The 23,612-nt window shown below is 70.2% G+C and carries 19 protein-coding genes; 6 read left to right on the forward strand and 13 right to left on the reverse strand.

The genetic code is table 11. The features are described from left to right. Window positions 1-41: 41 nt before the first annotated feature. The gene (locus tag ACEN9Q_RS03310; RefSeq protein ID WP_495627358.1) at window positions 42-1,442 is read left to right on the forward strand and encodes a GntP family permease; all 1,401 of its coding nucleotides are present in this window, start codon (window positions 42-44) and stop codon (window positions 1,440-1,442) included. Between the two features lie 211 nt (window positions 1,443-1,653). Here the strand turns inward: ACEN9Q_RS03310 and ACEN9Q_RS03315 are convergent, their stop codons facing one another. The 4 genes from ACEN9Q_RS03315 to ACEN9Q_RS03330 all read right to left on the reverse strand — a co-directional run bounded on the left by ACEN9Q_RS03315 (window position 1,654) and on the right by ACEN9Q_RS03330 (window position 4,469). Next, a complete protein-coding gene (locus tag ACEN9Q_RS03315) occupies window positions 1,654-2,541 on the reverse strand; it encodes a sigma-70 family RNA polymerase sigma factor (RefSeq protein WP_495627359.1) in 888 nt (295 codons plus the stop codon). Continuing rightward, a complete protein-coding gene (locus ACEN9Q_RS03320) occupies window positions 2,538-2,837 on the reverse strand; it encodes a putative quinol monooxygenase (protein WP_495627360.1) in 300 nt (99 codons plus the stop codon). Before ACEN9Q_RS03320 ends, ACEN9Q_RS03315 begins: the two co-directional genes overlap by 4 nt. A gap of 103 nt (window positions 2,838-2,940) precedes the next feature. After that, entirely contained in the window at window positions 2,941-3,621 is a 681-nt protein-coding gene (locus ACEN9Q_RS03325) for a GNAT family N-acetyltransferase (RefSeq protein ID WP_495627361.1), read from the reverse strand. A 47-nt stretch (window positions 3,622-3,668) separates the two neighbouring features. Then, window positions 3,669-4,469 (reverse strand): alpha/beta hydrolase, encoded by an 801-nt coding sequence (locus tag ACEN9Q_RS03330; protein WP_495627362.1) that lies wholly within the window; start codon window positions 4,467-4,469, stop codon window positions 3,669-3,671. Between the two features lie 105 nt (window positions 4,470-4,574). Here ACEN9Q_RS03330 and ACEN9Q_RS03335 point away from each other — a divergent pair, with 105 nt between their 5' ends. The 3 genes from ACEN9Q_RS03335 to ACEN9Q_RS03345 all read left to right on the forward strand — a co-directional run bounded on the left by ACEN9Q_RS03335 (window position 4,575) and on the right by ACEN9Q_RS03345 (window position 8,244). After that, complete coding sequence (locus ACEN9Q_RS03335; protein ID WP_495627363.1) at window positions 4,575-5,216, forward strand: type II secretion system protein; 642 nt, start codon at window positions 4,575-4,577, stop codon at window positions 5,214-5,216. Window positions 5,217-5,355: 139 nt separating this feature from the next. Then, complete coding sequence (locus tag ACEN9Q_RS03340; RefSeq protein WP_056439407.1) at window positions 5,356-5,574, forward strand: tautomerase family protein; 219 nt, start codon at window positions 5,356-5,358, stop codon at window positions 5,572-5,574. Between the two features lie 81 nt (window positions 5,575-5,655). Further along, window positions 5,656-8,244, forward strand: coding sequence for a hybrid sensor histidine kinase/response regulator (locus ACEN9Q_RS03345; RefSeq protein ID WP_495627364.1), 2,589 nt, complete (start codon window positions 5,656-5,658; stop codon window positions 8,242-8,244). On the opposite strand, the gene ACEN9Q_RS03350 is transcribed toward ACEN9Q_RS03345, so the two are convergent. Further along, window positions 8,230-9,210, reverse strand: coding sequence for a GlxA family transcriptional regulator (locus ACEN9Q_RS03350; RefSeq protein WP_495627365.1), 981 nt, complete (start codon window positions 9,208-9,210; stop codon window positions 8,230-8,232). The genes ACEN9Q_RS03345 and ACEN9Q_RS03350 overlap by 15 nt on opposite strands. 92 nt (window positions 9,211-9,302) lie before the next feature. Here ACEN9Q_RS03350 and ACEN9Q_RS03355 point away from each other — a divergent pair, with 92 nt between their 5' ends. After that, complete coding sequence (locus ACEN9Q_RS03355; RefSeq protein WP_495627366.1) at window positions 9,303-10,106, forward strand: MBL fold metallo-hydrolase; 804 nt, start codon at window positions 9,303-9,305, stop codon at window positions 10,104-10,106. On the opposite strand, the gene ACEN9Q_RS03360 is transcribed toward ACEN9Q_RS03355, so the two are convergent. Beyond that, window positions 10,092-13,220, reverse strand: coding sequence for a hybrid sensor histidine kinase/response regulator (locus ACEN9Q_RS03360; protein WP_495627367.1), 3,129 nt, complete (start codon window positions 13,218-13,220; stop codon window positions 10,092-10,094). The genes ACEN9Q_RS03355 and ACEN9Q_RS03360 overlap by 15 nt on opposite strands. A gap of 16 nt (window positions 13,221-13,236) precedes the next feature. Next, a complete protein-coding gene (locus ACEN9Q_RS03365) occupies window positions 13,237-13,512 on the reverse strand; it encodes a hypothetical protein (RefSeq protein WP_495627368.1) in 276 nt (91 codons plus the stop codon). A 224-nt stretch (window positions 13,513-13,736) separates the two neighbouring features. Here ACEN9Q_RS03365 and ACEN9Q_RS03370 point away from each other — a divergent pair, with 224 nt between their 5' ends. After that, a complete protein-coding gene (locus ACEN9Q_RS03370; RefSeq protein ID WP_157201791.1) occupies window positions 13,737-15,581 on the forward strand; it encodes a sensor domain-containing diguanylate cyclase in 1,845 nt (614 codons plus the stop codon). Between the two features lies 1 nt (window position 15,582). Here the strand turns inward: ACEN9Q_RS03370 and kdpE are convergent, their stop codons facing one another. Genes kdpE through ACEN9Q_RS03400 form a run of 6 tightly spaced genes read right to left on the reverse strand, consistent with a single transcriptional unit; the run spans window position 15,583 to window position 23,601 of the window. Then, entirely contained in the window at window positions 15,583-16,278 is a 696-nt protein-coding gene (kdpE, locus tag ACEN9Q_RS03375) for a two-component system response regulator KdpE (RefSeq protein ID WP_495627369.1), read from the reverse strand. Beyond that, complete coding sequence (kdpD, locus tag ACEN9Q_RS03380; protein WP_495627370.1) at window positions 16,271-18,994, reverse strand: two-component system sensor histidine kinase KdpD; 2,724 nt, start codon at window positions 18,992-18,994, stop codon at window positions 16,271-16,273. Before kdpD ends, kdpE begins: the two co-directional genes overlap by 8 nt. A 10-nt stretch (window positions 18,995-19,004) precedes the next feature. Then, on the reverse strand, window positions 19,005-19,589 hold the full coding sequence (gene kdpC, locus ACEN9Q_RS03385; RefSeq protein ID WP_495627371.1) for a potassium-transporting ATPase subunit KdpC: 585 nt from the start codon (window positions 19,587-19,589) through the stop codon (window positions 19,005-19,007). Window positions 19,590-19,603: 14 nt separating this feature from the next. Continuing rightward, window positions 19,604-21,715 carry a potassium-transporting ATPase subunit KdpB gene (gene kdpB, locus ACEN9Q_RS03390; protein ID WP_056439431.1) on the reverse strand — a complete coding sequence of 704 codons (2,112 nt, stop codon included), beginning with the start codon at window positions 21,713-21,715 and terminating at the stop codon, window positions 19,604-19,606. A 15-nt stretch (window positions 21,716-21,730) separates the two neighbouring features. Beyond that, the gene (kdpA, locus tag ACEN9Q_RS03395; protein ID WP_495627372.1) at window positions 21,731-23,512 is read right to left on the reverse strand and encodes a potassium-transporting ATPase subunit KdpA; all 1,782 of its coding nucleotides are present in this window, start codon (window positions 23,510-23,512) and stop codon (window positions 21,731-21,733) included. Further along, window positions 23,512-23,601, reverse strand: a complete 90-nt coding sequence (locus tag ACEN9Q_RS03400) for a potassium-transporting ATPase subunit F (protein ID WP_056439437.1) — start codon at window positions 23,599-23,601, stop codon at window positions 23,512-23,514. The genes kdpA and ACEN9Q_RS03400 overlap by 1 nt, the downstream gene beginning before the upstream one ends. Window positions 23,602-23,612 lie beyond the last annotated feature (11 nt).

The following is a 23,612-nucleotide window of genomic DNA, read 5'->3' on the forward strand; positions in this document are numbered from 1 at the left end:
CTCACGGCGATCCCGGCCGTAACAAAAGAGAGAGGAGGCATATGTCATTCATCATCGTTCTCGCCGCGCTGGCGTTCCTGATGTTCGCCGCCTACCGCGGCTACAGCGTCATCCTGTTCGCGCCGATCGCGGCCCTGGGCGCGGTGCTGCTGACGGCGCCGGCGGCCGTCGCGCCCGTATTCACCGGCATCTTCATGGAAAAGATGGTCGGCTTCGTCAAGCTGTACTTCCCCGTGTTCATGCTGGGCGCCGTGTTCGGCAAGGTGATCGAGCTGTCCGGCTTTTCGGAATCCATCGTCAACGCCGCCATCCGCTACATCGGCCGCGCGCGCGCGAACGCCGTGATCGTCGCCGTGTGTGCGCTGCTGACCTATGGCGGCGTGTCGTTGTTCGTCGTCGTGTTCGCCGTGTATCCGTTCGCGGCCGAGCTCTACCGCCAGAGCAATATTCCGAAACGCCTGATGCCGGGCGCGATCGCACTGGGCGCGTTCTCGTTCACGATGGATTCGCTGCCGGGCACCCCGCAGATCCAGAACATCATCCCGACCACGTTCTTCAAGACGACGTCGTGGGCCGCGCCCGTGCTGGGCACCGTCGGCTCGCTGTTCATCGTCGTCGTGGGCCTCGGTTACCTCGAATGGCGCCGCCGCGCGGCGATGGCGCGCGGCGAAGGCTACGGCAGCTCGCTCGTCAACGAGCCGGAGCGCATCCCGTCCACGTCGCTGCCGCATCCGGCGCTGGCGATCCTGCCGCTCATCGTCGTGGGCGTCGCGAACTTCGTCCTCACGCGCGCGATCCCGCAATGGTATGGCGATGCGTACACCGTGCCGGCCGCGATCCTGCCCGGCGTGCACACGCCGGTGACGGCCACCGTCAAGACCGTCGTCGCGATCTGGTCGGTGGAAGCGGCGCTGCTGCTGGGGATCGTCGTCGTGATCGTGACCGCGTTCCGGCGCGTCGCCGGCCGTTTCGCGGACGGATCGAAGGCGGCCGTCGGCGGCGCGCTGCTGGCCGCGATGAACACGGCGTCCGAGTATGGTTTCGGCGGCGTGGTCGCGGCGCTCCCGGGCTTCATCGTCGTCGGCGATGCGCTCAAGAGCATCCCGAACCCGCTCGTCAACGCGGCCGTGTCGGTGAGTTCCCTCGCCGGCATCACGGGGTCCGCGTCGGGCGGCATGAGCATCGCGCTGGCCGCGATGTCGGACCTGTTCATCAAGGGCGCGCAGGCCGCGCAGATCCCGCTGGAAGTGCTGCACCGCGTCGTGTCGATGGCGAGCGGCGGCATGGACACCTTGCCGCACAACGGTGCCGTCATCACGCTGCTGGCCGTGACGGGGCTCACGCACAAGGAATCGTATCGCGAGATCTTTGCCGTCACCGTCATCAAGACGCTGGCGGTGTTTTTCGTGATCGGGTTTTATTACGTGACCGGGCTGGTGTGAAAAAGCGGCGTCGTTCGCGTGCATAAACCCGTCGCCTCACGGATAACGCCGTCGCGTCCCCGCATAACTCCGTCGCCCCCGCGCATAAACACCGTCGCCCCCGCGCAGGCGGGGGCCCAAGTTTTCGTGCGTTACGGCAGCGCCGGCAAACTTGGGTTCCCGCCTGCGCGGGAACGACGGGGGGCGCCCGTACGCCGTAAAAAGACGCCATTCACGCCGGCAGGCAGACATATTCCGCATCCTGCATGGCATAGCGGGCGAACAAAAAGTCCCGGATCGACGCCACGCGTCCATCCGCCCAGCCGAGGACGACGAAATAATCCGGCCGCCCAGGGGCGCCGTCCGACTGCCGGATCAGCACCGCGGGCAGCCCTTCCACGAGGCCCGGCCATGCCGTCCAACCCGTGGATTGGCCATAGCGCGTGAAGTACTTGCCGACGGCGGCGCCCTGCAGCCGCAGCCGGTTCGCGAGGTCGAGCCGCACGTCGGCCGCCAGCGTCTCGCGCAGCGCGTCGAAATCGCGCGCGTTGAACAGGTCGACGTAGCGCTGCAGCAGCCGCCGTTCCGCGTCCGGCAAGGCGGCGTGCGTGGCGGCGCCGGTCCCGTGCCCGGCCAGTTCGCGCAGGCGTCCGCGCCCGCGCTGCAGGGCCGATTTCACCGCGGGCACGGTCGTGTCGAGGATGTCGCTGACCTCGTCGGCGGAGTAGTCCAGCACGTCGAACAGAATGACGGCGCTGCGCTGCGCCGGGGACAGGCGCATGAACGCCGGCAGGCTGGCCGACGTCGCTTCGCGGCGCGCCTGCTCGTCGTGCGCGTCGGCGATCGCATCCACCTCGTCCTCGTCGCGCATGGCGGGCGCGCGGGCCCGGCGCCGCAACAGGTCGAGCGCCAGGTTGTGCGCGATGCGGAACAGCCAGCCCTCCGGATTGTCGATGGGACGGTCCGGTGGCGGCGACTCCAGCGCGCGCACGAGCGCATCCTGCACGATGTCCTCGGCGTCGAGCACGGATGCGACCATGCGCGTGCAATAGCGGTGCAGCCGGGGGCGCAGGCGCTCCAGGTCGACCGACTGGATGGCGGACGGCGCGGCCCGGGTCATGCGGCGGCGACGGTCGAGGCGGCGTCGCAGGTGATGGCGTCCATCTGCGCGATGGCCTTCACGCGTTCGAAGTAGGCCGGCATCTCGGGATGCTGGCGCATCGCCGCGATGTCGTCGGCGCTGCGCCATTGGCCGTAGATGACGACGCGGCGGTTGTCGCGGGCGATGTGCAGCGTGGACGACACGAAGCCGGGGACTTTCGAAATCCACGCCTCCGTGCCTTGCCGCAGCAGGGTCACGAGGCGGTCGAGGTTTTCCGGCGCGACGGTGAAGATGTTGATCAGGGTGGTGGTCATATCGGTTCTCCATGAACCCGGACAGGAGGGTTCGCATCCGCATAGACGCCGGCGGATGGCGAAACGAATCGGTCCTGCGAAAAAAAATGACGGCCGGCGTAGGTCAGCATGGCGTGACGACCCGCACGACCGTTTCGCACCAGTCGCGGAAACCCATGCGCAGATAAAGGTCGTGCGCGCGCCGGTTGGCGCTCATCACGTGCAGGAACGGCGTGTTCGCGCGCGCCAGCTGGCGCATGACGAGCTTTTGCACCAGGCGCTTCGCGTAGCCGCGGCCCTGGTGGTCGGGATGCGTGCAGACGCCGCTGATCTCGCGCAGGCTGTGCGCCGCCATGCGCTCGCCGGCCATCGCGACGAGGCGGCCGTCTTCGACATAACCGAAGTATTCGCCCAGTTCGATGGTGCGCGGGCCGAACGGGCCGGGGCGCGTCAGCTGGGCCAGCGCCATGGCCTGGTCGACGTGCGCGGGACCCAGCGGCAGGGCGTCCGCGGCCGGGTCGTGCGCCGGGCCCGCGCGGCCGTCCCACACGAGACGGAACATGGTGGCCTCCGCCGTGATGCGCCAGCCGTCCGGCACGGGGCCTGACCAGGCGTCGCAATACAACTGTTCGCCGGGCACGCAGAACGGACGCAGCGCGGCGAAGTCGGGCGCATGCGGATCGGGGAAGCCGGCGATGGGCGAAAAGCCCGGCGCGTAGCGGCGCGCGCGGTCGGTGCCGGTGGCGAGGTGGCGGTGGGGGCCGTTGAGGCAGTTCCAGAAGACGTTGTCGAGCGGGTGTGCCATGGTCGTCGAAAGCCGTAAAACGTCACTCTAGCATGGCGCGGCGGCATTCACGCGGGCAGCCGCAGCACCCAGTCGAGCAGGGGCCGGGCCGCGTCTTCCCAGCGCGGATCGAGCATGAGCGCGTGCGCCAGCCGCGGCACGAGGTGCGGCGTGGCGCCGTAATAGGTGGCGGTGCCGCGCACGGCGTCGGGACGGATGAAGCGGTCGTCCAGGCCGCCCAGCACGAACATCGGCGGCGACTGCCAGGGCATCGGCGCGAACGGCCGCCAGCCCTGCAGTTCGATGCCGACGTGGCGCGACTCGCCCTGCACGCGGCCGGCGAAGCGGGCATAGTCGGCGTCGGGGAGGTCGTCGGAAAACAGGTGGCGGCGCATGGCGTCGGGGTCGAGCGACTGCGCGTCGGCGAAGCTCAGGCGCGCCAGTTGCTGGAACAGGTCGGGCGACGACAGCATCATCTGCCACGCCGAATACGCGAGGCCCCACGGCGGCACGGACGCGAGCAGCGCGACCCCGGCCGCGTGGCCGCCGCTGCGCACCCAGTCCTGCACGACGGCGCCGCCGAGCGAGTGGCCGACGACGACCAGCGGTCCGCCGTCCAGTTGCGCGACGGCGCGGCGCAGGTCGTCCGTGTAGTCGGCCAGGCGCCAGTCGTTCAGGCGCTCGCGGCCGCCGCTGCCGCCGTGGCCGCGCAGGCTGAGCGCATGCACTTCGAAGCCGGCGTCGGCGAACCAGGGCATGACGTGTTCTTCCCACACCCAGGCGCCCACGCAGATGCCGTGCACCAGCAGCAGGTGCGGGCTGTCCGGACGAGGCCGGGCCGGACGGCGCGTGATCAGTTCCAGTTCCATGCATGCGTCAAGAGTGGCTCTCGACTGTATGGTAGCGCAATCGGGGCACGGACCACGCATGGTTACAACGTTTCGCAAACCATGTCGTAGTCAAAGCGGCGCCACGTGGATATACTGAAAAAATTCTTGCTGCCAAGAAACCAGACCATTTGCTGCTCGTTTCTATATCGAATTCGCAACCCTGTCATGCATCGACAAATACATAGAATCAACGCCATCCATACCGGGCGGACCCAGGGCTTTACGCTGATCGAACTGATTGTCGTGATCGTCATCCTTGGCGTGTTATCGGCGGTGGCCTTGCCGAAATTCGTGGACCTCGGGTCGTCGGCCCGCGTTTCCTCGCTTCAGGCGCTGGCCGGATCCGTTAAAACGGGCATCGGCATGGTCAAGTCTCTGACTGCGATACGAGGGGCGGGCACGCCGGCCGGTGTGACCGACCTGACGTTTGTCAGCATGGACTCCGCAACCCAGTTGCGGGTCTGGAATGGCTACCCCGACCGGTGGTGCGACGGCATCGGCGCGGTCCTGCAAAGCATGACCGTCCCGAGTGGCGGCTGCTATCTCTCGGCAGCGGGCATCCAAGTCGACGGCTTTACGTTTTACGGTTTCGGGAACAACAAGCTGCCCAACGGCGACGCCGGATGGCGAATCGAGAGCGCGCCGACGCCCACCCAATGCTCCGTTCAGTACACGTATAACGGCACGGGCGTTCCCGTCCTCAAGGTCAATACCGGCGGATGCTGAGGGAATCCGGGCCGCCGCCGGCTGTTGCGCCGCGCCGAACGGACTTTTCCATTTCTCCGCATTTATCCTCGGGGCGCGAATGGCCACAATGCATGGGACGGCGACACCCGTCGCCGCCCATTCATGACGAGGACCATCCATGCCGTTCGCAAATTTCAAATTTCCAGAAGGCGTCGTCGACGCCGCCCGCAAGGAAGAGATCATCCACCGCACGACGGCCATGTTCGTCGAGTATTTCGGCGAGCAGGTGCGGCCCTACACGATGGTGCTGGTGGAGGAGGTCGCCGACGGCGGCTGGGGCCGGGCGGACGAGACCTTGACGCTTGCGAAGATGGGGTTGGCTGCCGCCCCCGCTTGATTGCGCATGCAATGCAAATGGCGCGCCGCGGCGCCGTGCTTTTCGGTAGCATGGGCTGACCAACCACTCGGTCCTGCTTCGATGGCGACCCAACCCTCATCCGTCGCGTCCTGCGTCGACGACGTGCTCATCACGGCGGAGCTGGAGCGGCGCCCGCGCCGGGCGCCGGATCACGCGGCCGAGAACCGTGCCATGGCCGCGCTCGCCCGGCAACTGGCCGTCGATCCGCACGGCGTCCCGCAGAAACTGGCCGAGCTGGTGCTGGAGCTGTGCGACGCCGACTCGGCCGGCATCAGCCTGCTGGAGGAGCTGGATGGACGGCGCGTGTTCCGCTGGCATGCGGCGGCCGGGCTGTTCGCGGAGCACCTGGGCGGCACCATCGAGTTCGACCGCAGCCCGTGCGGCGTCGTAGTCGACCGCAATCAAATCATGCTGATGCGGTACGGCGAGCGCTGCTTCGAAGCGATGCTGGGCTTCGATCCGCCCCTGATCGAGAGCCTGCTCGCGCCGTGGGTGGCCGAGGGGCGCGCATTGGGGACCGTGTGGGTGATCAGCCACCGCGAGGAGCGCCGGTTCGACGCGGAAGACGCGCGCGTGCTGTGCAACCTGGCCGATTTCGCGGCCGCGGCGTACCAGGCCATCGTCGCGTTCGAGGAGACGGCCGAGAGCAGGCGCGACCTCGTGCACGCGGCCGAGGAGCGCACGCGCGTGCTGGCGGGACATAACCGCATGCTCGAACACGAGATCGCCCAGCGGCGCCAGGCCGACGACGCGCTGCGCGCCAGCGAGCAGCGCTACCGCGACCTGCTCGGCGCGATTCCCGCCGGCGTCGTCGCGTGCGACGCGGCGGGGACCGTCGTATTCCACAACGCGTGCGCCGACCGGCTGTGCGGCGGCCCGCCCGGCGAGACGCCGGCCTGCTGGGGCGTGGGCGCATGCGCCGCGAACGGCCACCGGCTGACCAATTTCACGGCGCCGCTGCACGACGTGCTGGCCGGCGGCGAGCCCGTCGTCGACCGCGAACTGTCCATCGAACGGCCGGACGGCAGCCGCATCGACGTCCTGCTGAACATCACGCCGCTGCGCGACCACGCGGGCGCGCTCGGCGGCGCCGTGAACATCGTGCAGGACATCACGGCGCGCAAGCGCGTCGAGGAAGAACTGCGGGCGTCGGAACTGCGCTTCCGCACGCTGGCGAACACGGTGCCCGTGCTGATCTGGCAGAACGACGAGCAGGCCCGCAACGTGTTCGTCAACCAGTACTATCTCGACTTCGCCGGCAAGCCGTTCGAGGACCTGATGGGCGTGCGCTGGCATGCGCTGGTGCACCCGGACGACGCGCCGGCCTACATCGCCGACTACATGGAGGCCGTGCGCGCGCGCCGGCCCTGGCGCAACCTCGACCGCCTGCTGCGCCACGACGGCCAGTGGCGCTGGTTCGACAATTACGCGCAGCCGCTGTTCGCGCCGGACGGCAGCTACGCGGGCCATGTGGGGGCCTCGCTCGACATCACCGACGCCGTGCTGGCCGAACAGGCGCTCAAGGAGACCGACCGCCGCAAGGACGAATTCCTGGCCGTGCTGGCGCACGAACTGCGCAACCCGCTCGCGCCGATCAGCAACGCCGTGCACCTGCTGCGCCATCCGGACGGACGGCGCCGCGCCGACCGGCTGGTCGAGATGCTGGGACGCCAGGTGCGCCAGATGATCAAGCTCGTCGACGACCTGCTGGAGATCGCGCGCATCACCCGCGACAAGATCGAACTGCACCCGCAGCCGCTGCTGCTGGCCGACGTCGTGCACGGCGCCGTCGAGACGAGCCGGCCCCTGATCGACCAGATGCGCCACCACCTGGACGTGCGCCTGCCCGACGAGCCGGTCACGCTGTACGCCGACAGCGTGCGCCTCACGCAGGTTCTCGCCAACCTGCTGAACAACGCGGCCAAGTACACGGACCTGGGCGGCCGCATCGAGCTGGCCGCGCGCCGCGTCGGGCTTGACGTCGAGATCGCGGTGCGCGACAACGGCATCGGCATCCCGCCCGGCCACCTGCCCGAGGTGTTCGACATGTTCACGCAGGCGCACCGCGCGGCCGGGCGCGGGCACGGCGGGCTCGGGATCGGGCTCGCGATGGTGCGCGGCCTCGTGCAGATGCATGGCGGGACCGTCGAGGCGAAGAGCGCCGGCGCGGGACATGGCAGCGAATTCGTCGTGCGCCTGCCGCTGGCGGACGCGCACGACGCGGCCGACGACGACGCGGCGGCGGCCGGCACGGTGCCGCTGGCCGGGCAGTGCATCCTCGTCGTCGACGACAACCAGGACGCGGCCGACACGCTCGCCATGCTGCTCGAAGCGGACGGCGCCCGGGCGCGTGCCGTGTACGACGGCGCCGCGGCGCTGGCCGCGCTGCCCGGCCCGCGTCCGCACGCGGTGCTGCTGGACCTGGGCATGCCGGACATGGACGGCTTCGAAGTGGCGCGCCGCATCCGCGCCGATCCCGCCTGGTGCGGCGTGCGCATCGTCGCGCTGACCGGGTGGGGCCAGGAGCGCGACCGCGAACGCACGCGCGGCGCCGGGTTCGATTTCCATCTCACCAAGCCCGTCGACCTGGCCATGCTGCACGCGTGGCTGGGCACGTCCCGCGCCCACGAGGCCTTACCCGGGACGTAGCCGGAACGCCTTGCGGTACGCCGCCGGCGACGTCTGCAGCGCGGTGCGGAAGTGCTGGCGCAGCGACAGCGCGGAGCCGAAGCCCGCTTCCTGCGCTACCACTTCGACCGCGGCATCGCCCGTCTCCAGCATCCAGCGCGCGTGCGCCAGCCGCTGGGCCAGCAGCCATTGCTTGAACGACGTGCCCGTCGCCTGGCGGAAGTGACGCGTGAAGTTACGCCGGCTCATGGCGGCGCGCCGCGCCAGGTCGTCGATGGCGTGTTCTTCTCCGAGGTGCCGCGCCACCCAGTCCAGCACCGCGGTCAGCCGGCCGTCCGTGCCCGACACGGGCAGCGGCCGCTCGATGAACTGGGCCTGGCCGCCTTGCCGGTGCGGCGCCACCACGAGCATGCGCGCCACGTGGTTCGCGGCATCCGCGCCGCACAGCCGGCGCAGCAGGTGCAGGCAGCAGTCGATGCCGGCGGCCACGCCGGCCGACGTCAGCACGTCGCCGTCGTCCACGTACAGCACGTCCGGATCGACTTTCACGCGCGGATGGCGGCGCGCCAGTTCCGGTGCCACGGCCCAGTGCGTGGCCGCGGTGCGGCCGTCCAGCAGGCCCGCTTCGGCCACCGGGAAGGCGCCCAGGCACAGCGCGACGATGCAGGCGCCGCGTCCGTGGGCCGCGCGCAGGGCGTCCAGCAGCGCGGGCGGCGCGGGGCGGCAATCGTCGTACCAGGCCGGCATGACGACGATGTCGGCGTGCGCCAGCGCTTCCAGGCCGTGGCGCGGCACGATGGCGAAGCCGGCGCTCGTCGCCAGCGGCGTTTCGGGGCCGGCGCCGCACACGGTCAGCTCGAAGCGGGAGCGCGCGTCCGCGCCGGGGCGGCCGCTGAACACGAGGCAGGGCACGGACAGGTGGAACGGCGTCATGCCGTCGAAGGCGATGACGGCCACGCGGTACGAAGGAGGAGCGGATCGGGTCATGGCCCGATTATATCGAAAGGTGTCCTGCGGGCCACTGTCGGGTTTTACCCCGCGCCGCGAGAATGGCGGTACACGAACCACAAGGAGCCGCCATGCAACTCACCCAGATCCGCAACGCCACCCTGCTCGTCGACTACGCCGGCAAGACCCTCCTCATCGACCCGCTGCTGGCCGGGCGGGGCGCCTACCCCGGCTTTGCCGGCACGGCCAACAGCCACCTCGCCAATCCCCTCGTCGACCTGCCCGTGCCGCTGGCCACGCTGCTCGACGTGGACGCCGTCGTCGTCACGCACCTGCACCTCGACCACTGGGACGAGACGGCGCGCCGCGTGCTGCCGCGCGGCCTGCCCGTGTTCGCGCAGAATGGGGCCGATGCCGACGCCATCCGCGCCGACGGCTTCACCGACGTGCGGCCGCTCGCGGCGGACGGGGACACGCCGTTCGACGGCATCCGCATCGCCCGGACCGGCGGCCAGCACGGCAGCGATGCCGTCATGGCGGCGATCGGCGCACGCATGGGCGAGGTGTCCGGCATCGTGCTGCGCCATCCCGACGAGCCGACGCTGTACATCGCCGGCGACACCGTGTGGAACGCGCACGTGGCGGCGGCGCTGGAAACGTACGATCCGGACGTCGTCGTGCTGAACTGCGGCGACGCGCAGGTGCCGGGCCTCGGCGCCATCATCATGGACCTGGACGACGTGGGCCGGGTGGCGCGCGCCGCGCCGCGGGCGTCCATCGTCGCGAGCCACCTGGAGGCCGTGAACCACTGCGTGCTGTCGCGCGCCAACCTGCGCGCCTGGCTTGACGGGCAGGGCCTGCGCGCGCGCGTGAGCGTGCCCGAGGATGGCGAGGCCCGCACGTTCCAGCGGGTGCGCGAACTACGCCCCGCTTAACCAGGCCGCCAGCGCCTGCAGGTCGACCGGCTTGGTCAGGTGATGATCGAAGCCGGCCGCGCGCGTGCGGGCGCGGTCGGCCTGCTGGCCCCAGCCAGTGAGGGCGACGATGCGCACGCGCGCGCCGCCCGCGGTCCGCATGGCGCGCGCGACGTCGAAGCCGTCCATGTCCGGCATGCCCAGGTCGAGCAGCACGACGTCCGGCGCGAACCGCGGCAGGCTCGCCAGCGCGGCCGGCCCGCCGTACACGGCCCGCGCCCGCGCACCGTGCGATTCCAGCAGCAGGGCCAGCGTGTCGGCCGCGTCGGCGTTGTCGTCGACGACGAGGATGCGATGGCCGGCCAGCGTGCCGCATGGCGTATCCGCGCAGGCGTCCGGCGCGGTGTCCGGCAGCAGCGGCAGGCGCACGATGAATTCGCTGCCCTGGCCGGGGCCCGCGCTGTGCGCTTCCACGGTCCCCTCGTGCATCTCGACGAGCTTGCGCACGATGGCGAGGCCGATGCCCAGGCCGTCGCCGCCGCCCTTGTTGTCCAGGTGCGGCTGCGCGAACATGTCGAACACGCGCGGCAGCTGGGCGGCCGGGATGCCGCGGCCGTTGTCGACCACCGCCAGGGCGACGGTGCTCCCGCAGCGCTGCGCGGCCAGTTCGATGCGTCCGCCGGCGTCCGTGTACTTGGCGGCGTTGTTGATCAGGTTCGTGAGCACCTGCGTCAGCCGCACGGCGTCGCCGTGCACGACGAGGGGTTCGTCCGGCAGCGCGACGTCGAGGCGGTGGCCGGCCCGCTCGAACTGCGGGCGGCTGGCATCGACGGCGTCGCGCACGATGTCGGCGAGCGGCAGCGGACACCTGGCCAGTTCGATCTTGCCGCGCGAGATGCGCGCGATCTCCATCAGGTCGTCGACCAGCTTGACGATCTGCCGCACCTGGCGCTCGACGATGCCGAACAGGCGGTCGGTCGCCGCCGGGCCGTCGGAACGGCGCAGCAGCTGGATCGCGTTGCTGATCGGCGCGAGCGGATTGCGCAGCTCGTGCGCCAGCGTGGCGAGGAATTCGTCCTTGCGCCGGTCCGCTTCCTTCAGCGCCTGCTCGGCGCGCACGCGCTCGATCGCGGCCCACGTCCGCTCCGCGACCTCGCGCACGAGGTTCACTTCGGCGCCGCTCCAGTGGCGCGGCGCCGCGTGGTGCACGAAGAACGCGCCCGCGACGCGGCCGCCGGAAAACAGGCCGACGCCGACCTGGGCCGCGATGCCGGCGCCGCACCAGCCCGCGCGCGCGGCGCCGTCCACGAGCGGGTCGCGCGCCATGTCCTCGACGACGAACGCTTCGCCCCGGTCGAACGCGGCGAGCGCGCGCATGCCCAGCGCGGGCAGCGGATACGTGCCGGCCAGCGACGCCACGCCGTCCACGTGGTCGCGCCGGATGTGGACCCGGCTGTCCTCGAATTCGCCGATCAGCACGCGGCTGGCGCCCAGGTGCGCGCCCAGCATGCGGGTGGCGGTCGTCTCGATCGCGTCGAGCGCGTCCAGCGACCGCATGGCGTCGGACAGGCGCAGCAGGAAGGCCGCGCGTTCCTCGCTCTCGCGCAGGCGCGCTTCCAGCATGCGGCGGCCCGTCGTGTCGCGCGAGACGCCCACGACCTGCTCGACCGAGCCGTCCTCGGCCAGCACCGGCCCCCAGCGGAACTGGAAATAGGCGCTCGTGCCCGTGGGGCTCGTGAAGAACACTTCGTCCTGGATGGTGACGCCGGTGCGGAAGATGGTATCGAGGTGCTCGTCCAGGCGCGCGGCCAGGTCGGACGGGTGGCCCAGGTCGGCGAAGCTGCGTCCCAGCAGGTCGCCCGCGCGCGCCCCGAACAGTTCTTCCATTGCGCGGTTGACGTAGACGAAGCGGTGCGCGCGGTCGAACGCGTACACGAAATCGGGCAGGGCATCGAGCGTCGTCGCGACGAAGCGCGACTGGCGCATCAGCGCCGCGTGGGCCGCTTCGCGCTCGGTCTCGGCCTGCGCGCGTTCGACGGTGGCCCAGGTGCGTTCGGCCGTTTCCTGCATCAGGGCCAGGTCGGCGTCGCTCCAGGCGCGTGGCCGGCCGTGGTGCGCGAACAGGACGGCGACGAGCCGGCCGTCCTTCACGAGCGGCATGTCCGCCACCGCGGCGGCGCCGAGCGCCGCATGCGCCGCGCGGGCGGCGGCGTCCAGCGCCGGATCGGCCCGCACGTCCGGCCGCACGACCGGGCGGCCCGTGCGCAGCGCGGCCAGCAGGCCGGCGCCGTAGTCGGCGTAGCGCAGCTTGTCCGCGAGCGCCGGCGCGGTGGCGCCGTCGGCGTACGTGACGATCAGGTGTTCGCCGTCGCCGCAGTCGGCCGCATAGCCGATCCGGTCGACGCCGAGGTGTTCGCGCAGCACGCGCGCGGCTTCGGCCTGGATGCGGCGCGGATCGGCCAGCGGGCGCAGTGCGTCGTTCAGGCGCAGCAGGAAAGCCTGGCGCCGTTCGTCGTCGCGCTGCGCCGCCAGGCCGTGGTCGACGCGCCGGCCGTCGCCGTCCAGCGCCGTCACGGCCCGGTGCGCGGCCGCGGCGAAGGACGACAGCGCCGCCAGCAGGCGCGCATCCTCGGCGTCGAACCGGCGCTCGTGGTCGTGGGCGACGGCCCAGACGGTGCCGGCCGGCCGGCCGTCGATCGTCCACGGCACCAGCAGGCATTCCGCCAGCGGCGGACCGCCGCAGCGCAGCGCCGGGAAGCAGCGGTCCGGCGCGTCGAACAGCAGCGTCATGTTGCGCTCGACGACAACGCCGCACGGACTGGCCGCGCGCGGTATCGCGCTCCCGAGCACGCCGGTGTGCGCGCCGGCCACGGCGGGCCAGCGGAACACGTCGCCGTCGTCGCCGCGTTCCAGCACGCTGACGCCGGCCGTGCCGGCGCGGCACAGTTGCAGCGCGAGTTCGGCGAGCCGCTGCAGTACGCCATGCGGATGCGTCACGAGCTCGAGGCTGAGGAGGGTGAGGGCGCGGTTCTCCGCGCAGTGGTCGGGCGCACGCGCCGGGCGGCGTGCGAGTTCGTGCGTGATCAAGACCTCGTCGAGGGTCGCCTCGACATTGCCCGTGTCGTTATGCGTCATGTCTTCTCGTCCGTTGTTATGCCGGGCAGACTCGGTGCGGCTGGGCCGCGAACGGGAAGAATAGGGGCAGTTTGCCCGGCAGGGCAAGTGAAAGATGCGCCAGCCCGGCCTTGCGGTCGCGGCCGTGTTGCCGGCGCGACGATTCAAATTCCAAGTGGAAATGAAGCGCGTCGACATGCCGATCGGCACCGACTGCCGTTCCCGATTTGAGCGAACGGCGCCGTCCGCTACGCCGACGACGCAATGCGGGCTGGCTTGGCATCAGGTGTGACATTTGCGCAGCAGAAGTCATGTTTTTTGCATAAAGAATGAATTCTCGCCAATTATTCCGCTGTAGAATGTTTCAGAAGTTTTATGCCGGTACGGGGTGTGCCCGTGATGCAACGGTTGTAGCGCCAGTGCACAGCCTGGTGGTAATCGGATAGAATCTTCTGAAAAGGCTGTGCGCTTTGACGAATCTGCTTGTCGCGGCGCCGGCATCGCCGGTTGTTCTTCGCCGTCCAGGCAAGGGTGCTCATGCTCAGTCAACAAGATCTTGCGGAAGAAGCGCGCATCAGCGCCCTGCACGCGCTGGGGGTGCTCGACACGCCCCAGGAAGACCGGTTCGACCGCGTCACCCGCCTCGCCGTGGCCGCGTTCCGCGTGCCCATCGCGCTCGTGTCGCTCGTCGACCGCGAGCGCCAGTGGTTCAAGTCGCGCGTGGGGCTCGACGCCGGCGAGATGCCGCGTTCGCTCGCCCTGTGCAGCCACACGATCACCCTGGACGACCTGCTCGTCGTGCCCGACACGCTGCTCGACGAGCGCTTCGCCGGCCACCCGCACGTGACGGGCGGGCCGCGCATCCGTTTCTATGCCGGCCAGCCGCTGCACAGCGTCGACGGCCAGCCGCTCGGCACCCTGTGCATCATCGATACGGCGCCGCGCGCATTCGGCGACGCCGACCGGCACCTGCTGGGCGACCTGGCGCGCCTGGCGCAGGATGAGCTGAACCGCGACGCGCTGGTGACCGCGCGCACCCGCGAACTGCACGACAAGAACGCCGCCCTCGAGCTGGCGATGCGCCTGCGCGTGACCGCCGAACGCGTCTTGCGGCAGAAGCAGGAATTGCTGGATGCGGTGCTCGAGACGGTGGACGTGGGCGTGGTCGCGTGCGACGCCGACGGCCACCTGACCCTGTTCAACCGCGCGGCGCGCGCCTTCCACGGCCTCGACGCGGAAACCGGTCTGTCGATGGCCGACTGGCCCGCGCGCTACGATTTATACGGCGAGGACGGCCTCACGCCGCTGGCCCCGGAACAGGTCCCGCTCGTGCGTGCGCTGCACGGCGAGCGCGTGCAGGATGCCGGCATGACGATCCACGCGCCGGGCGCCGCGCCGCGCCGCCTGCTGGCGAGCGGACGCGCGCTGCACGGCCCGGGCGGCGAGCCGCTGGGCGCCGTCGTCGCGATGAAGGACGTGACGGAGCTGGCCGCGTCGCGCGCGCGCCTGGCCGAGAGCGGCGAATGGCTGCGCACCATCGCCGACAACGTGCCCGCGCTGATCGCCTACGTCGACACGGACCTGCGCTATCGTTTCGCCAACGAGCGCTACCGCGAATGGTTCGGCGTGAAGAGCCAGGACATGATCGGCAGGACCGTGCTGGAATCGATGGGCGAGGCGTTCTACGCGCCGCGCCGCGCGGCGCTGGAACGCTGCCTGGGCGGCCACGCGTCGCACCTGGAGATCGAGGAAGTGCGCCGCGGCCGCACCCGCGTGGTCAGCTCGACCTATTTGCCGCACTTGCGCGACGGCGTCGTGCAAGGCATCTACGTGCTGTCGACGGATGCCACGTCGGCGCGCGAGTACGAGCGCCAGCTGCACGCGCTCGCGCATTCCGACCACCTGACCGGCCTGCCGAACCGGCGCAGCTACGAGGAACGCTTCGGGCAGGCCATCGCGCGCGCGCGCCGCGGCGCCACGCCGCTGGCGCTGGCCTATCTCGACGTCGACCACTTCAAGCAGATCAACGATGGCCACGGCCACGCGACCGGCGACGCCGTGCTGCGCGAACTCGCGCGCCGCCTGGCCGCCAGCGTGCGCAGCACGGACACCGTGGCGCGCCTGGCCGGCGACGAATTCGTGGTCTTGCTGGAGCAGGTGGGTTCGCCGCGGGAATGCGAACGGATCGCGGCCAAGCTGCAGGATGCGATCCGCCTGCCGTTCGAACTCGACGGCCGCACGGTGCAGGTCACGAGCAGCATCGGCATCGCCTGGAGCGCGCATCCGGAACAGGCCGCGCTGGCCCTGGTGGCGGACGAGGCGCTGTACCGGTCCAAGCATGCGGGACGCGATACGGCGTCCGTGTTGGTCGCCGGCGCCTGAATCAAGGCAGCTGGAACCGGTAGCCGACGCCGGTTTCGGTGATCATGTAGCGGGGCTGGGCCGGATTGTCTTCCAGCTTGTGGCGCAGATGCCCCATGTAGATCCGCAGATAGTGGGCATGGTCCGCCTGGTTCGGGCCCCACACGTTGCGCAACAGCTGGGGTGTGGTCATGACCTTGCCGGCATTGGCGACGAGTACCGCCAGCAGGCGGTGCTCGGTGGGCGTCAGCCGCACGGCCACACCGCCCTTGGTGACGCGCCGGTTCTGGACGTCGACCACGACGTCGCCGAAGCGCACCTTGCCGTCGCCGCCGGTCGCGGGGCCGCGCTGGCGGCGCTGCGACGCGCGCACGCGCGCCAGCAGTTCGCCGACGCCGAACGGCTTGGTCAGGTAGTCGTCCGCGCCGTTGTCGAGGGCGCGGATCTTTTCTTCCTCGTTCACGCGGGCCGACAGCACGATGACCGGCACGGCAGACCACTTGCGCAAATCGGCAATGAAATCGACGCCGTCGCCGTCGGGCAGGCCGAGATCGAGGATGACCACGTCCGGCCTGCGGGTGCCGGACTCGGTCAGCCCGCGCTGCAGGGTCGCCGCCTCGTGCACCTGCCACCCTTCCTGTTCCAGCGCGCCGCGTACGAAGCGGCGGATATGGGGCTCGTCTTCCACGAGCAGGGCGATGCCGGCAAAATCACTCATCCTGTTCCTCGATCTCGATGTCTTCGTCCAGCAGGGGCAGCGCCGGCGGCGTTCCCAGCGGCAGGGTGAACACGAACGCGGCGCCGCCTCCCGGCTGGTTGGCCGCATGAATCGTACCGCCGTGGGCGCCGACGATCGCGCGGCAGATCGCCAGGCCCAGGCCGACCCCGGGCTTGACGGATTCGCGCTCGCCGCGCGTGAATTTCTCGAACACCGCCTCTTCCTGGCCGGGCGGCAGGCCCGGTCCGTCGTCCGTCACGGCGACGTCGAGCCACACGCCGTGCCGCTCGGCCGAGATGGCGACCGTGCTGCCCGGCGCCGTGTATTTTCCCGCGTTTTCCAGCAGGTTGGACAGCACCCGCTCGATCAGCACGGCGTCGTACTGCACCAGCGGCAGGTCGGCCGGCACATGGGTCTCGACCGTGTGGCCGGCCAGCGCGGCGCGGCTGGCCGCGAGCGCGCTGCCGATGACTTCCTCGACCGGTTGCCACTGGAGTTTGAGCCTGACGTCGCCGCTTTCGATGCGGGCCATGTCGAGCAGGTTCGTCACGAGCATGCTCATGCGGACCATTTCTTCGCGCAGCGCGTCCGCCATGGTGCGCTGCGCGGGCGCCAGCGGCGGCGCGGAGTGCGCCAGCGCTTCGGCCTGCACCATCAGCGAGGTAAGCGGCGTGCGCAGGTCGTGCGACAGCGCCGCCAGCAGCGAGTTGCGCAAGCGCTCCGATTCGATCTTGAGCAGCGCATCCTGCGCGACCTCGATGTAGTGCACCCTTTCCAGTGCAATGGCGGCCAGCGTGGCGAAGGTGTCCAGTTGCTGGCGCTGCTCGGGCGCCAGCAGCCAGCGCGCCGTCGCCGCCTCGATCGCCAGCACGCCGCGGGTGCGCATCGGCGCCACCAGCGGCATGTAGAAGACGGGACTGCCGGGCAGGGTGTCGGTTCCCATGCCGGCGCTGGCGCCGTGGTCGAACGCCCATTGCGCGATGCCGGCATCGAGGGCGGCGATCGGCCCGGCGTCCGCCTCGGCGGAGGGACGCACGCGCCCATCGGCGTCCGGCAACAGCAGGGCCGTACGCGCGCCGAACGTGCGCCCGATCGCATCGCGCGTGGCTTCCTGGATCTGCTCCGTCTGCAGCACGCCGGACAGGGCCCGCGCGAATTCGTACAGCGCGCGGGTCCTGCTCTCGCGCCGGGCTGCGACATGGGCCTGGAAACGCAGGCCGGCCGTGAGATGTCCCGTGATCAGGCCGACCGCAAGCATCACGCCGAAGGTCACCAGGTACTGCAGATCCGATATCGCGAACGTGAAGCGCGGCGGCACGAAGAAGAAGTCGAAGCAGGCCACGCTCACGCAGGTCGCGGTGACCGAGGGGCCGCGGCCGAACCGCACCGCCACCAGCAGCACCACGAGCAGGAACAGCATGGCGATGTTGGCGAGGTCCAGCCAGGCGATGGTCGGCGTGGCCGCCAGCGCCATGCACAGGCTGGACAGGATCGCGGCGCCATGCGCCACGATGGCCGTCCGGCCGGGCGCACGGGGTTCGTCGGTCCGCGCGCGCGGGCCCTCGGCCGCCAGGCTTTGTGCCGCCGCGACTTCGAGCAATTCGATGTCGGGCGCGCGGCGCGCGACGCGCCGGCTGGCCGGCGCCCGCCACGGCCGGCCGCCATGGCCGCGGCCCAGCACGATCCGCGCCAGGTTATGGGTGCGCGCATAGTCGACCACCGCGTCTTCCATCCGGTCGCCCGACAGGACGGCCGTGGCGGCGCCGAGGTCGCGCGCCAACTTGAGCGCGTCCAGTATCCGCTCGCGCCGGGCGGCGCCGAGCCGCTGCAGCGCGGGGGTCTCGACGTAGACCGCATGCCACTCGGCGCCGAGCTGGCCCGCCAGCCGCGCAGCGCTGCGCACCACGCCCTCGGCACCGGGGCCGGGCCCCACACAGGCCAGCAGGGCCGTTCCGGTCCGCCAGACCGCGTCGATCGACTTTTCGACGCGGTAGGCGCGCACGTCGTCCCCGATGCGTTCGGCGGTGCGGCGCAGCGCCAGCTCGCGCAGCGCGATGAGGTTCCCCTTGCGGAAGAAATTCCGGCCGGCCCGTTCGGCCTGCGAGGGCTGGTACACCTTGCCGAGCTTGAGCCGGGCCAGCAGCTCGTCCGCCGGCAGGTCCACCAGCACCACTTCGTCGGCCTCGTCGAACACGGAGTCCGGCACCGTTTCGCCGACGCGCACGCCGGTGATTCCGCCGACCACGTCGTTCAGGCTCTCGAGGTGCTGCACGTTCACCGTCGTGAACACGTCGATGCCGCGCGCCAGCAGTTCCTCGATGTCCTGCCAGCGCTTGGGGTGGCGCGAGCCGGGAACGTTCGAATGGGCCAGCTCGTCGATCAGCACCAGTTGCGCGCGCCGTTCCAGCGCGGCGTCGATGTCGAATTCGACCAGCGCCCTGCCGCGATAATCGATGCGTTTGCGCGGCAGGACCGCCAGCCCTTCCAGCAAGGCTTCGGTCTCGGCGCGCCCGTGCGTCTCGACGATGCCGATCAACACGTCGCAGGTAGCGGCCAACTGGCGCGCCGCGGACAGCATCGAGTAAGTCTTGCCCACGCCGGCCGAGGCGCCGAAATAGATGCGCAGCCGGCCGCGCGCCGCCCGGCGTTCCTGTTCGCGCACCTGGGCCAGCAGCGCATCCGGGTCGCGCCGCGCTTCGTCGCCGGGGAAATTCATGCGGCTCGCCTCATTGCGCGCGCGGCGTCTTGCCGTCCAGCGCCAGGTTCAGCGCCAGCACGTTCACGCGCGGCTCGCCCAGGAACCCCAGCGCCGGATCTCGCCGGTACTGCTCGATGAGTGCGCGGACCTGGCGTTCCGGCAGATTGCGCGCGGCCGCGACACGCGCCGCCTGGTAGTCGGCAGCCGCCACGCTGATCTCCGGATCGACCCCGCTGGCCGAGGCGGTGACGAGGTCGACCGGTATCGGCGCGCGGTTGCCGGGATCGGCCCGTTTCAGCGCGGCCACGCGTTCCTTGACGGCGGCCAGGAAGGCCGGATTGGTCGGCCCCAGGTTCGAGCCGCCGGAGCCGGCGGCATTGTCCGCCAGCGGCGCCGTGGCCGACGGCCGGCCCCAGAAATAGCCGGGCGAGGAAAACGGCTGGCCGATCAGGATCGAGCCGGCCGTGCGGCCGTCGACCGCGACGAGGCTGCCGTTCGCTTCGTGGGCGAAGGCGACGTGGCCGATGCCGGTGACGGCGGCCGGGTACAGCAGGCCGCACAGCAGGCTCAGGGCGCAGAAGATGACCAGTGCGGGACGCAGGATGGATGCCATGGGGGTCTCCTTGTTCAGACGAGGCCGAGCGCCGCCAGCAGCACGTCGATCGCCTTGATGCCGATGAACGGCAGGATGATACCGCCGGCGCCGTAGATCAGCAGGTTACGGCGCAGCAGGGCGGTCGCGCCGATCGCGCGGTAGCGTACCCCGCGCAGGGCCAGCGGGATCAGGAACACGATGATCAGCGCGTTGAAGATCAGCGCCGACATGATCGCCGAGGCCGGGCTGGCCAGGTGCATGACGTCGAGCGCCTTCAGCTGCGGATAGGTGCCGACGAAGGCGGCCGGGATGATCGCGAAATACTTGGCGACGTCGTTGGCGATCGAGAACGTTGTCAGCGACCCGCGCGTCATCAGCATCTGCTTGCCGATCTCGACGATTTCCAGCAGCTTGGTCGGGTTCGAGTCGAGATCCACCATGTTGCAGGCTTCCTTGGCGGCCTGGGTGCCCGAGTTCATCGCCACCGCCACGTCGGCCTGGGCCAGCGCCGGGGCATCGTTGGTGCCGTCGCCGGTCATCGCCACGAGGCGGCCTTCCGACTGGTACTGCCGGATCAGCGCGAGCTTGTCCTCCGGCGTGGCCTCGGCCAGGAAGTCGTCGACGCCCGCCTCGGCGGCGATCGCGGCCGCGGTCAGCTTGTTGTCGCCGGTGATCATCACGGTCCTGATGCCCATGCGGCGCAATTCGGCGAAACGCTCCTTGATGCCGCCCTTGACGATGTCCTTGAGCTCGACCACGCCCATCGCGCGGGCGCCGTCGACCACGACCAGCGGCGTGCTGCCGCGGCGCGCGGCATCTTCGACGGTGCGCGCGACCTCGGCCGGGAAAGGCATGCCGAGCGCGTCGACATGGCGCCGCACCGCATCGAAGGCGCCCTTGCGGATCCGGCGCTCGCCCACGTCGACGCCGCTCATGCGGGTCGTCGCGGAAAACGGCATGAAGACGGCGTGCATGCTTTCCATCTCGCGCTGGCGGATATTGAAACGCTGCTTGGCCAGCACCACGATGCTGCGGCCTTCCGGGGTCTCGTCGGCCAGGGACGCCAGTTGCGCCACGTCGGCCAGCTCGCGTTCCGTCACGCCGGGTGCGGGCAGGAAGGCGGCGGCCTGGCGGTTGCCGAGCGTGATGGTGCCGGTCTTGTCGAGCAGGAGCACGTCGACGTCGCCGGCCGCTTCCACCGCGCGGCCGGACGTGGCGATCACGTTGGCGCGCATCATGCGGCTCATGCCGGCCACGCCGATCGCCGACAGCAGGCCGCCGATGGTCGTGGGGATCAGGCAGACCAGCAGCGCGATCAGGACCGTGATCGTGACCGGCGTGCCGGCCCCGGCCGCCGCGACCGAGTACAGCGAGAACGGCAGCAACGTCACCGTCACGACCAGGAACACGATGGTCAAGGCCACCAGCAGGATCGTCAGGGCGATCTCGTTGGGCGTCTTCTTGCGCCTGGCGCCTTCCACCATCGCGATCATGCGGTCGAGGAAGGTCTCGCCCGGGTTCGCGGTGACCTTCACGACCAGCCAGTCCGACAGCACGCGGGTGCCGCCCGTGACGCTGGAAAAGTCGCCGCCCGATTCGCGGATCACCGGCGCCGATTCGCCGGTGATCGCGCTCTCGTCGACCGAGGCGACGCCCTCGACCACCTCGCCATCGATGGGCACGACGTCGCCCGCTTCGATCAGGATGTGGTTGCCCTTGCGCAGGTCGGAGGCGGGGCAGGGCAGCCACGTGGTGCCGTGCCTGGGGACGGACAGCTTCTTGGCCGTCACGCTGTCCTTGAGGCCCCGCAGCGATGCCGCCTGGGCCTTGCTGCGGCCTTCGGCCAGCGCCTCCGCGAAGTTCGCGAACAGCACCGTGAACCACAGCCAGACGCTCGCTGCGAGGATGAATCCGCGCGGCGCCTCGCCGGTGCCGGCCACGGCCTGCAGATAGAGCAAGGTCGTGATGATGGCGCCGACATAGACCACGAACATGACGGGGCTGCGCAACTGGGTGCGCACACCCAGCTTCCTGAAGGCGTCGACCAGGGCCGGGACGGCCAGCGTGGTGTCGAACATGTTCAAGCGCTTGCCGCCGGCCGGCGCGCCCGCGGGCGGCGCCGCGGACGAAGAGAGTTGGGACATTGGAGACTCCATCGATTATTTTGCGAACAGCTGCAAGTGCTCCGCCACCGGACCGAGGGCGAGCGCCGGCACGTAATTGAGTACGCCGACCAGGACCACGACGCCGACGAGCAGGCCGACGAACATGGGACCATGCGTGGGCATGGTGCCCGCGGTGGCCTGCAGGCGCTGCTTGGCCGCCAGCGAGCCGGCGGCCGCCAGCACCGGCACGATCACGCCGAAGCGCCCGAACCACATCGCGATGGCCAGCATCCAGTTGTAGAACGGTGTGTTGGCGGACAGGCCGGCGAACGCGCTGCCGTTGTTGTTGGCGGCGGAGCTGAACGCGTACAGGATTTCCGAGAAGCCGTGCGCGCCGGGGTTGGCCACCCCGGCCTTGCCCGCGTCCAGCATGACGGCGATCGCGGTGCCCGCCAGCACGAGGACCGGCGTGACCAGGATGGCGATCGACGTCATCTTCATCTCGTAGGCCTGGATCTTCTTGCCGAGGTATTCCGGAGTGCGGCCGATCATCAGGCCGGCGATGAACACCGCCATGATCGCGAACACCAGCATGCCGTACAGGCCGGAACCGACGCCGCCGAACACGACCTCGCCGAACTGGATCAGCAGCAGCGGCACGGCGCCGCCCAGCGGCGTGAACGAGTCGTGCATCGCATTGACCGCGCCGCAGGAGGCGGCCGTGGTGACGGCGGCGAACAGCGCCGAGGCGTCGATGCCGAAGCGGACTTCCTTGCCCTCCATGTTGCCGCCCGCTTGCAGGCTGCTCGCCTGCTGGTCGATGCCCATGGCCGACAGCAGCGGGTGGGCCTGGTGCTCGGCGAACATCACGCTGCCCGCCATCACGACGAACAGCGCCGTCATCGCGGCCAGGATCGCCCAGCCCTGGCGGCGGTCGCCGACCAGGCGGCCGAACGCGAAGCACAGGCCGGCCGGGATCAGGAAGATCGACACCATCTGGAGCAGGTTCGACAGCGGGGTCGGATTCTCGTACGGATGGGCGGAGTTGGCGTTGAAGAAGCCGCCGCCGTTCGTGCCCAGCATCTTGATCGCTTCCTGGGACGCCACCGGACCCATCGCGATCGTCTGCGTCGTCGCGGTCACGTTCACGGTCGCCGGCCGGCCATCCGCGCCGGTTCCCGGCTGCGTATAGGTGAGCGGTTCGACCAGTGGTACTTGCTGGTAGCCGGAGAAATTCTGGATCACGCCTTGTCCCATCAGGAACACGGAGAACACCAGCGACAGCGGCAGCAGCACATACAGCGTGCTGCGGGTGAGGTCGACCCAGAAATTGCCGATCGAACGGGACGACTTCGCGGAAAAGCCGCGGATCAGGGCGAACGCCACCGCAATGCCGGTGGCGGCCGAGAAGAAGTTCTGGCAGGTCAGCGCCAGCATCTGGGTCAAATAGCTCATGGTCTGCTCGCCCGAGTAACCCTGCCAGTTGGTGTTGCTGACAAAGCTGATGGCGGTGTTGAAGGCCGAGTCGGGGCTGACGTTGCCGAGTGCCTGCGGGTTCAGCGGCAGCCATGCCTGTACGCGCTGCAGCAGGTAGACGGCGAGCGCGCCGACCGCGTTGAACACCAGCAGGGCGATGGCGTACGCCTTCCAGTCCATCCCTTGCGCCGGTGCGATGCCGGCCGCGCGGTACAGGATCGACTCGGCGCGGTGCAGCCAGCCGAGACCGCGCACGCGGCCGCCCTCGGCCACGCGGGCCAGCAAGATCCCAAGCGGCCAGGCCGTGGCCAGCAGGAGCGCGAAAAACAGCGCCGGAAGCGCCAGCGAACGAACGTCCATCACAGGTCCTCCGCGTTGAACATGGCGTACAGCAGGTACGCCAGCAGGGCGCCGGAAGCGAGCGCGCCGATCAGGTAAAAGAGCGTCATGTGCGCTCCCC

The organism is Massilia sp. Masssp93, assembly GCF_059491295.1.